We start from the raw sequence: 10,679 nt of genomic DNA, 5'->3' as shown, positions 1-10,679 counted from the left end.
CGAATTTCAGCCGCAACCACTGCAAATCCTTTCCCATGTTCACCTGCTCTAACGGCTTCAACTGCCGCATTTAATGCTAACATATTGGTTTGATTGGCTAAATCACTGACTAATTTAGAAATTGTCCCAATCTGATTAGTTTGTTCACTTAAACGAATAATTTGTTGAGCAATTGCATCGACTTTTTCTCGCAAATTTGCCATGCCTTCTAGGGTTTTTTCAACAGCTTGACTGCCATTTTCCGTGAGGTTTAAAGCTTGTTTAGCATCCATCACCGAAGATTCGGCTTGTTCAGCAGTCGATTTAGAAGATGTACTGAGTTCGTTCATTGTGGTGGTGGTTTCATTGACTGCGGCTGCTTGTTGGTTGGCGGTTCGTTCTTGTTCTTCGAGAGCTGCTGCAATTTCTGTTGATGAACTCGCCATTACTTGGGTTGCTTGTTGAATTATTTGACTAATATTAGTTGCAATTAAAGTTGCAATAGCAATAGCGAGAAAGATTACTAATAATGTGCCAAAAAGTAATGCGTAATTCAGCCAACTTAGACTGTTTAAAGTTATTTCTGTGCTTTGATTTAACAGTTTTTCTTCTTGATCCATAATATCTTGAATAAGTTGATCAATTTGCTGCACATATTGAGTCGCATTTTGATTGTTAACGAGAGTAATAGCTTCCTCATATTTTCCCTGTTGAGCAAGTTCAATAGCAAGACGACTGACGCGATCATAATTATTCACTAGCTCTCGCAGTTGCGATATACGCTCTTTTTGTTCCGCATAAACTGTTAATTCTTCGACGGTATTCGCCATGCTATTAAACTGTTCTAAGTAATCTTCATATTCTTCTAAAAATAATGGATTTCGTAGAGCAAGATATCCACGGAAGCTTTGAACAATGCCAATAGCATTCTTTTCCATCGTATGAACATTAAGTAATACGAGTTGTACCCGTTCAGTATTTTGAAATGTATTAAAGACTTTTCTAATATTTGTGTATACCAGTCCGCTTAAGGCGACAAACAGCAAAAAAGGTAAGGTATAACCTAATAATAAACGTCCTTTAAGGTTTAAATTTCCAAACATTGATAATATTCTCCTGTATTTAGCCTATATTTATTTTAGACTTCCTCATACACAACGAGTTCTTCTTGAGTTAAAATTTTCTTTAAGTCTAAGATGCTCATGACTTTTTGTTTGTAGGGTGCTGTTCCCTGAAGATATTCATTTTGACCCGAACGAAGTGCGGTAGGATTTAAATGAATTGTGGCAGAATTTAGATAAACAATATCAAAGACTTCATCAACAATCAAACCCGAAATTATATTTTCAGCTTGGACTATTATTGCTTTGGATGAATTTTGTTTTGAAGTCGTAGATAAATTCAAAAAACTGCGAATATCTATCAAAGTTACAATCTCACCTCGCAAATTAATATTACCAACAATATGTTGAGGAGTGCAAGGAATTGGAGTAATATTATGGATTTCGATAAATTCGTTAACAATACTTAAAAGAATACCAAAATATTCTTGATTTAATCCTGCAACTGCTAAGGGTATTAATCCTTGAAAGTCTTGGGTTTGAGTCTCTTGTAATAAATTTTTAGCACGTTCTTGGAAAACTTGTCGTTCTTCTGGAGTCGCATTGGGACAAAATACTAAATTTTTTTTATTTCTATTTAATTGGGTTTGATCTGAATTTTTTTCAGAAATAATTTCAGATTTTTGTATTACTTTTGTTTCAGAAATTAATCGTTCAAGTTCGATCAGCATCACAAAATCATCAGCAAGTTTTGCAATTCCCATAATCCAAGGAAAAATATGATTTTTCTGTGATTTTTTTTCTGAATAAAAATTCGATAATTCTGTCGATATTTCTGCGCCTGAAATCATCAAAAGTTCATCGACTTGATGGACTAATAAGCCGACTCTAAACTGATTCCACTCAATCACAATAATACTATCTGTCAACCGATAGTTAGAAGTCGGATAACCCCAGCGATAACTTAAGTCTAAAATTACTAAAATTTGACCTCGTAAGTTAATCACACCAACAATTTCATCCGGGGTATCAGGAATAGGTTTGATCTCAGGAAGTAAGAAGATTTCCTGGACTGCTAAAGCATTTATTCCATAGGTTGTTTGATTCAGTTTAAAAATAAGATAGGGTGTTTTTTCCATTTTTATTTTGGGTTAAATCAATCATTTAATTAATATTGTTAATAATGCTTATTAAAGATATCTTTAATTCAGCAACAGTCAAATCTTCTGTATACTCGACTTGAGCTTGAGGAGGTAAGTTTTGTAAAAGTTCTAAGGCTATAGTATAGTTTTGTTTGGCTTTTTTTTGATTGTCTTCTTGTTCATATAAAAATGCAAGTTTAACATAAGCAGAAATAGAAGAGGGGGAAATTCCTGACAAGTAAATAATTCGTTTAGCGAGTTTTTTGGCTTCTTCTCTATTATTGATTTCTTCTGCAATATTCAGTAAAAGATAGCAGGGTAAAACAGAAAGTGAATCTACAGTCATCGCTTTTTGACAATAAGAGATTGCTTCTTGATATTGACCTAAATTTGCATAGATTTTACCTAATAGATAATAAGCGTCAAAATTAGCTGTATTTTTGTCTATAAATAAATTTATTTTCTGAATCGCTTCTTTATATTTTTTGTGTCGAAATAGTCGATGAGCTTCTTCTATTTCTAGGGTAAGCTGAGGATAATTGAGACCCGTAGTGATTGCTGAATTTACGATTTTTGATTTTAAATTAACTTGAGATTGTAAAGTTGTCTGATTAATATTCTTCTTTTTAAGATAAGTTTTTTGTTTTAAGTCAGAACCATTTTTTTGATTTTCAGGCGAGAGAACCCTACATAAAGTTGAACGATCTAACTTGGAATTTGGGAGGAAATTTTGAGATATGTTTTCTGTCTCTTTAGGACGTTGATAAATAACAGACTCTGGAAATATTGTTGCTTTAAATGGATTATTTTCTACACCTTGAAGCTCCGAATGAGCCGTGATTAGATACCCTTCAGGTTTGAGAACTTGATAAAATTTATTAATCGCTTGAGAAATATGATGTTTTTCAAAATAAACAAATACATTTCGACAGACAATCAAGTCAATATTTTTAAAGTTAGAATCATCAGTCGGTTCACCCTGAACCAAATTGAAATTCATAAACTTCACTGATTTTCGCGTTTTTGGATTAATTTTCCATCCGCCTCCCCAAGGAATAAAAGACTTTGAAATAATTTCTGAGTCTACCTGACGAAATGACCAAGCACTATAAATCCCTTGTCTCGCTTTGTCTAAAGACAATTCATTAATATCAGTTCCCAAAATCAGAATTTTCCATTCTTCCCAATTGGGAATCAATTGTTGGAGCAATAATGACAAAGAATAAGGTTCCTCTCCCGTCGAACATCCTGCACTCCATATCTGTAACTGTTTACTCTCTTTTTGACGAGCAATTAACTGGGGAAAAATTACAGTCTGTAATAGCTTAAACTGTCCGCGATCACGAAAAAAATAACTTTCAGGTGTGGTAATCAAAGGAATAAGCTGACGCCATTCATTCTGACTCACAGAAGTCTCACCCGTTAAGAGATTGTAATAATCTTGAGGATGAGAACATTTCAACTCTCTAGCTCGCGTGACAATTTTTTGAGATAAGATCGGATAATCTTGCAGTCTAATTTGTAAACCGATCTGAGTGGAAACCAATTGAGCAAAACGTTGAATTAAGACTTCATCCATTCAAAACAATAATTTTCAGGGGTGATCAGCCAGCTTAATATCAGTTTAACCACAAACTCGAAAAGAAAGCAGGAAAGATCGTAATCTCCCCTGCTAATTGATAAAATTGTTAATGCTCAGGTGTTGTCAATTCTCTCAAGCCCTAGCTTCAAGCCCCAAATTAAGCAGGATAAATTCGCAAACGACGGTTAGGTTCTTCGCCAAAACTGTTAGATTTCAAGCGATAATGTTCCACTAACTCATGCTGCATTTTCCGAACTTGCGGCGATCGCGGTAGCAATTCCACAGGTTGTCCTTTGGGAATCACAATTTGCTCAACCGCCAAGCGAGCTTCTTCGAGGGCTTCGATCTCATCTTCAGACCCACTCCGCGCAAATATCGCCAAATCAGGAACTTCCGGCGCATTGGGATCTTCCATATTCAGTAACCGTCGCAACGCCCGAGCCACTTGAGGCGCACTTCCCGACTTCACCGTATGAATCGGAACTTGACGAGTTTTTGCCATGTGTCGGAGTTTAGACTGATTGCGAATATGCGATCGCAACGCCAACACCACATCAGCACTATCAATATCCTTAGTGAGCGCCACAGGTAACTGTAAGCTACGAATCACTTGATCCAATTGGTGACGAGCAATCCCGTAAGGATAAATGTGCAGAGGCAAATCTTCCCCATTCGGGCCAACTGCCGGATGTTCAGCATTACCCCCAACAATCCCTCTTAAACCCGTAGTAAAAGAAGCATCAAGCAGTTGTTCAAAATATTTATTTTCTGGCGTTGATTTTTCAGGCTGAATCGGGATCATTTTCCCCGAACCCCGTAACCCCGTTAATCCCGGGGCTGAAACCTCCACACTTTTCATCACCTGCGGACTCAAGGTGCGGGTTGGCGGAGCAGCCGAGGGGCTATTATAGCGTTCCTCCACCGTTGAGACTTCCCCCGCTTCATCCATCGTTCGCACTTGTAATGTGGGCTGCATTCCCCGCAACAAGCTATCAATGGTACTCGCGACACTTTCATGTACCACCCAGCGATCGCGTTCGAGCATCTCAATGGCAATCTCAAACGTCGGAGGGGCTTTACGTTCCAACACCGTTTTTTGTGAGCCTCGCCGCCGTGCTTCGTCATCCCCTAACGTCACTGCTTGAATGCCCCCAATTAAATCAGCTAACGTCGGATTTTTCATCAAATTTTCAATCCGATTTCCGTGAGCCGTACCAATTAGTTGCACCCCGCGTTCAGCAATCGTTCGAGCCGCTATTGCCTCCAATTCCGTACCGATTTCATCGATCACAATCACTTCCGGCATATGGTTTTCCACCGCCTCGATCATGACCTGATGTTGCAGTTCCGGACGAGCCACCTGCATTCGACGAGCGCGACCAATTGCCGGATGAGGAATATCACCATCTCCGGCGATTTCATTCGACGTATCGATAATGACGACCCGTTTGGATAATTCATCGGCAAGCACACGAGCAATTTCTCGTAATGCTGTGGTTTTACCCACCCCAGGACGACCGAGCATTAAAATCGATTGACCCGTTTCGACTAAATCTCGGATCATGCCCACTTTACCAAATACGGCTCGGCCGACCCGACAGGTTAAGCCGATCACTTTGCCTGTACGGTTGCGAATGGCACTAATCCGGTGTAAAGTTCGTTCGATACCTGCACGGTTATCACCGCTAAATTCTCCAATTTGAGAAATACAATGGTCTAGGTCTTCCCAAGAAACTGCCGTTTGGGAGATATACTCCGCTCCTAATGGAAAACGAGCTTCGGGACAACGACCCAAATCCAAAACAATCTCAATGAGACTATTACGTTGAGGGTGTAACTCCACATTCCGTCGAATTTCCTCGGGAACAATATTGAGCAATCTATTAAGGTCGTCTGTAATCTGCATACTTCCAACAGTGACGTTTTCTTTCCGTGTGATCAGGGGCAAATGATAGGGCGTTAAACGGGAGTAGTCGGCGAGGAATGTCTTCTGTGCCAACGCTTAACCCCTTGCCGACTGAAATCCCTTAAGTTGGGCAACGAGGGAATGGGCAAGGCTCACAGTCTGCCAAAGCAGCTCTGGATTGGTTTCCAGTCGGGTGAGCGCTGAGGGTTGAGCTGTTGTCGCTAACCCTACGTCGTTGTTTGGGCTTGACCCAGGTTCAGGGGTATATTTTGATTCTAGTTTTTCTAAAAGAGGTGACAACAATACCCGGGCATAGCTCCCATAGGCTACACCCGCAACCGTTCTGGATTTGAGCAGGTTTACCCGTGCGACACCCGGACGAGCAAGTTTAGATGGATTTTGGGGTCGGCTAGATGCGAGTAAACCCATAGATTTAAGCTTGGCGACGGTAGAATGGTTGGTTCCACCTGCCAGTTGCACATATCCTGGCAAATTTGCCGCCAACACTTTTTGACCCAGTTTGAGACAGGCTGTGGTTGTTCCCGCTCCGATATCCCCACTCATGGGTCTGCCGTCGGTTTGCCAGATCAGCGGACAAGGTAACGGAGAGATGATTTCATACAGTGTCCGTAAATAATCAATCAGGTCGCCACCATCGGGACAACTAATCGCAACTAATTTAAGTCGATTGATCCAGGGTTGCACACTGTACCAAAGTCGTTTAAAATCAGAGACTCTCCCGACTTGTGTATGAATCTCGATCGCGTCTACTCCTGCTGAGAGCACTAAGGGTGCAATGTTTTCTGGAGTAGAAACGATTGAGCGAGTTGAGATGATCTGACTCGGACAAACTGGAATACAGCGACCGCAGCCATAGCACAGCGGATCTCGAACACCGCCACTAGACGGGTTAACGGGATCGTTAAAGGTGATCGCATCTGCTGGACATACGGTTTCGCAGGGTCGCCAACAGTCTGACGGACAAGCCGTTGAGTCAAATTCTGCCTTGCGGAAATGAGGATCTTCTCCGTCATTGAAGCTGACCATCAGCAACGGTTGAGAGACCGCAGGAAATCCTCGTACTGTCGCAGACTCAACCCAATGTGAGGCTGTTACCATCGCTTCACGAGCCACAGCAATCACCGCAGGATCGGCTGCAATATCAATACAGTCGGCACCTGCGAGGGTATAGGCAAAAGTAAGATTGCGAACCGCAGGCAAATGTTGGTAACTGGCTCCGCAAATCAGTTTGAACCAGTTGCCATATTGCAAGGATTGGAGAGGGGAACTGTTCATTGTCACAGTTAATATGGTGACACAATCCCGCTCAAATTACTCATTCACCTCAAGAGAAAACAAAAGTCAAATGACTTAGGGTATTGATCAAATTTTTCTTCTTTTGATTATGCTTGTCCCCCGGACACTACGGGTAGCATTAATTACACGTTTTGAACGCTACGGCTAGTTATAGGGAGTTGAGGCGATCAGATGATGGGGTGAGAGAAAAAAACTTCTAACTTCTAACTTCTAACTTCTGAGAAGGTAGGGAGGTGGGGAGACTTTGCCTCTTACCTCAGTGCCTACCTTCTGTCTATTCCCTGTCTCTACGCTGCAACTAAAGTCTCTTTGAGAGGTTGATAACGAAAATAGCGCTCGCCTCCCATCTCAATAGCAATTTTAACTCGGGGTTCAAGACTCGGTAATTGAGTCAGAAATTCAACTTCTTGACTCGATAAAATATGGCCTTCGATCATCCATAAAACCAATCCTTTTGATTTCGCCGGGATTTGTTCTAACTGATAATTAAGAATCGGAGGAACATAATAAACATTACCCACCGCAGCATCATTACCACTACTTTTTTTTCCCAAATGAGGCGGACGTACCCCATGAACTCCCGTCAAATAGGCTGATAAATCTCCTAAGCCTCGGACTGACAAGGTGTAAGTCGTGTAACCTGCGGCCCGTAAGCGACGGCGGTAACGGCCCTCCATCCCTCCCTCCAGGGGAATATAGAGTGCTAATGCACCTTGAGTTTCTAAATCCCGAATAAATTTACCACCCGTTGTGATTAATGCCATAGGATTACTTGATACCTCGCGTGTAAAGGTTGCTCATTTCTGTACTCAATTCAATAGATATTATAGGGGTCAGGTTCCGCCCCATTCTCAGATTAAAAAAACCGACCCAAAAAATTCAGACTAAGGCTTGACAGACCTCCATCTTTAAAATACAATTAGAAATTGTCGCCAAAAGTCCGAATAACTGTAGGGTTCAAAACAAGCAGGCAGCACAGATACAGTGAAAACTTGTGAAGTGAAAACTTGCATAAATCAGCTCGACCATTCTCTCAGGAGTTGCAAGCTGACTGAGAACCAGAAGCGTCAATCAAAGTATGATTGAACCCACAGTTAGAGAGGTTATACCCCAGTAAAAGCTAATTGCAGCTACTCCGTCCGCTATTGGGTTTAACTTTCTCCTCCATCCTGAAAAGGATACGGAAAGGATACTGACTGGCTTGCCGTTCAAGTCCTTGCGACCAACGATATCGGTATTGAGGAAATCCCTCAATCTTTAGAGCCGCTTAAACCAGTTGAGAGCTTAAAGCCGTGTCAGGTAGCCGAGTCTTTCTCCTACAAGTTGAGTAGGAAAAGATTTTCGTGTGTCTGAATACTGTATCGGGTCAATCCAGAGATCTTCACCAACAAGATTTCTAGAAATTCCCATTTGCGAAGCCTATTATTGCCAGAATCCATTATAGCCGTTGGACGGATAGTGGCTTGGATGAGCAACTGGAGCGTTCCTACGGCAAACGATTTACAAAAATTCCTGCACGAGACGATCAATCTTGACAGAGTGAAAGCACTGATGAGAGTTGAAATTCACAAATCTCACGCACGCAGGGAGTCTGGTCGGAGACCGTTATATGCTCCCCTCAAGCCGACCCCAACTGACGGGAGAATCAGTTAACTGAGTTCGTACATAGAGTAGAGAGGCTAGTTGAAGTGTCTGTAGGTATCCTCGGCACAAAACTCGGCATGACCCAAGTCTTTGACGCCGAAAGTGGAATCGCGATTCCCGTCACCGTCATCGAAGCCGGGCCGTGCATTGTGACCCAAATTAAAACCGAATCCACCGATGGCTACACCGCCATCCAACTGGGTTACGGAGAAGTCAAAAACAAAACCCGTAAACTCAATACCGCCAAGTCCCCAGGCAAAGAGGTCAATAAATACCTCAGCAATGCCGAACAGGGACACCTAGCTAAATCCGGAGGACGGCTCGTTCGTCATCTGCGAGAGTACCGCATCGAAGACATCAGTAGCTATGAACTGGGTCAGGAATTCAAAGCCGACTTATTTGAACCAGGCCAGCTCGTCGATGTGAGCGGAATTAGCATGGGTCGGGGGTTTTCAGGTTTTCAAAAACGACACAATTTCAGACGAGGGCCAATGGCTCACGGTTCTAAAAACCACCGTCAACCGGGTTCAATTGGGCCTGGAACCACACCCGGTCGCGTTTATCCGGGTAAAAAGATGGCGGGACGTTATGGCGGGAAAAAAATCACCACCAGCAAATTGATTGTGGTGCGGATTGACCCCGAACGGAACCTACTGCTAATCAAAGGAGCAGTTCCCGGAAAACCCGGTGGTTTACTCAATATCACCCCAGCCAACTTAGTTGGGCGTAAATAGAGAGGAGAGAAATATGGCTGATTGTGTTGTACGCAACTGGGAAGGCGAACAAGTTGGACAAGCCAACTTAGAACTCAAAGTTGCCAAAGAAGAAAATGCAGCCCACATCGTTCATCGGGCCTTAGTGCGACAGATGAACAATGCTCGTCAGGGAAGTGCAAGTAGTAAAACCCGAGCCGAAGTCAGAGGGGGAGGACGCAAACCCTGGAGACAAAAAGGCACAGGTCGAGCCAGAGCCGGATCAATTCGTTCTCCCTTGTGGCGGGGAGGCGGGGTCATTTTCGGGCCAAAACCTCGGGACTTTTCCCAGAAAATGAACCGCAAAGAAAGACGTCTAGCCCTGCGAACCGCTTTACAAAGCCGAATAGAAGACATTGTGGTGGTCGAAGAATTTCTAGAGCAACTTCCTCGTCCAAAAACCCAAGACTTAGTTGCGGCGATGAGTCGGTGGGGAATAGAACCCGAGTCCAAAGTCTTATTAGTCCTTCCTGAAAAACAAGAAAACGTTTATCTGTCGGGACGCAACATTGCTCGGATGAGAATTTGTCTAGCCGATAGTCTCAACGTCTATGACATTCTCCACGCCGACAATATTGTGACCACAGCCGCAGCCCTTGAGAAAATCCAGGAGGTTTACGGTGACTGAATATCAAACCCGCGATCTCGCTGATGTGATCAAACGACCGATTGTGACGGAAAAAGCAACCGTATTAATGGAGCTAAACCAGTTCACCTTTGATGTCGATCCTCGGGCGAGTAAACCCGTCATTAAAGAAGCGGTCGAACTCTTGTTCTCCGTCAAAGTGATGAGTGTCAATACTCATAATCCGCCCCGAAAACGGCGTAGAGTGGGCAAATTTATCGGATTCAAATCTCGCTATAAACGAGCCATTGTTACTCTAGAGGATGGAGAACCCCTAAGAAAAATCCTATTCCCAGAAGTGTAAGGGAAATTCACAATTTAGGATTGTTTTTTGCAGATATAAAAAAGAGGGAAAATCATGGGAATTCGTTCATATCGACCCTATACCCCAAGCACTCGACAACATTCAGTTTCAGACTTTGCTGAAGTTACACGCTCAACCCCAGAACCTTCCCTCGTCACGACCAAACATCGTCATAAGGGACGTAACAACCGAGGTGTAATCACCTGTCGTCATCGGGGTGGAGGACATAAAAAACTCTACCGTATCATTGATTTTCGTCGCGATAAACATAATATCCCGGCAAAAGTTGCAGAGATCGAATACGACCCCAACCGTAACGCCCGCATCGCCTTACTGCATTATATCGATGGCGAAAAGCGATATATTT

General features: G+C 42.7%; 9 protein-coding genes and 1 pseudogene. 4 read left to right on the top strand and 6 right to left on the bottom strand.

Features of this window, described 5'->3' with window-relative positions; translation table 11 throughout:
• The 6 genes from M595_RS32800 to M595_RS26240 all read right to left on the bottom strand — a co-directional run.
• The coding region (locus tag M595_RS32800) for a methyl-accepting chemotaxis protein (RefSeq protein ID WP_023069614.1) at positions 1–1,082 on the bottom strand (1,082 nt) is incomplete at its 3' end.
• Between the two features lie 35 nt (positions 1,083–1,117).
• Positions 1,118–2,179 carry a chemotaxis protein CheW gene (locus M595_RS26260; protein WP_023069617.1) on the bottom strand — a complete coding sequence of 354 codons (1,062 nt, stop codon included), beginning with the start codon at positions 2,177–2,179 and terminating at the stop codon, positions 1,118–1,120.
• Positions 2,180–2,204: 25 nt separating this feature from the next.
• Positions 2,205–3,761: a CheR family methyltransferase gene (locus M595_RS26255; protein ID WP_023069621.1), complete on the bottom strand. Its 1,557-nt coding sequence runs from the start codon at positions 3,759–3,761 to the stop codon at positions 2,205–2,207.
• Between the two features lie 160 nt (positions 3,762–3,921).
• Positions 3,922–5,670: a R3H domain-containing nucleic acid-binding protein gene (locus tag M595_RS26250; RefSeq protein ID WP_040484715.1), complete on the bottom strand. Its 1,749-nt coding sequence runs from the start codon at positions 5,668–5,670 to the stop codon at positions 3,922–3,924.
• Between the two features lie 96 nt (positions 5,671–5,766).
• Positions 5,767–6,972 (bottom strand): circadian clock protein LdpA, encoded by a 1,206-nt coding sequence (gene ldpA / locus M595_RS26245; RefSeq protein WP_040484714.1) that lies wholly within the window; start codon positions 6,970–6,972, stop codon positions 5,767–5,769.
• Positions 6,973–7,274: 302 nt separating this feature from the next.
• The gene (locus tag M595_RS26240; RefSeq protein WP_023069620.1) at positions 7,275–7,751 is read right to left on the bottom strand and encodes an NAD(P)H-quinone oxidoreductase subunit N; all 477 of its coding nucleotides are present in this window, start codon (positions 7,749–7,751) and stop codon (positions 7,275–7,277) included.
• A gap of 924 nt (positions 7,752–8,675) precedes the next feature.
• Between M595_RS26240 and rplC the strand changes: the two genes are divergently transcribed.
• From rplC to rplB, 4 genes and pseudogenes are all read left to right on the top strand, one after another.
• On the top strand, positions 8,676–9,365 hold the full coding sequence (gene rplC / locus M595_RS26235; RefSeq protein WP_040484713.1) for a 50S ribosomal protein L3: 690 nt from the start codon (positions 8,676–8,678) through the stop codon (positions 9,363–9,365).
• Between the two features lie 13 nt (positions 9,366–9,378).
• The gene (gene rplD / locus M595_RS26230) at positions 9,379–10,011 is read left to right on the top strand and encodes a 50S ribosomal protein L4 (protein ID WP_023069618.1); all 633 of its coding nucleotides are present in this window, start codon (positions 9,379–9,381) and stop codon (positions 10,009–10,011) included.
• Complete coding sequence (locus M595_RS26225) at positions 10,004–10,312, top strand: 50S ribosomal protein L23 (protein ID WP_023067401.1); 309 nt, start codon at positions 10,004–10,006, stop codon at positions 10,310–10,312. Before rplD ends, M595_RS26225 begins: the two co-directional genes overlap by 8 nt.
• A gap of 54 nt (positions 10,313–10,366) precedes the next feature.
• Positions 10,367–10,679, top strand: a pseudogene (gene rplB, locus M595_RS26220) (50S ribosomal protein L2); the annotation flags it as partial.

The sequence above is a fragment of the Lyngbya aestuarii BL J genome, from assembly GCF_000478195.2.
GTDB lineage: Bacteria > Cyanobacteriota > Cyanobacteriia > Cyanobacteriales > Microcoleaceae > Capilliphycus > Capilliphycus aestuarii.
Note: the sequence above shows the minus strand (reverse complement) of the source record. Positions and strands in the feature narration are given on the sequence as shown.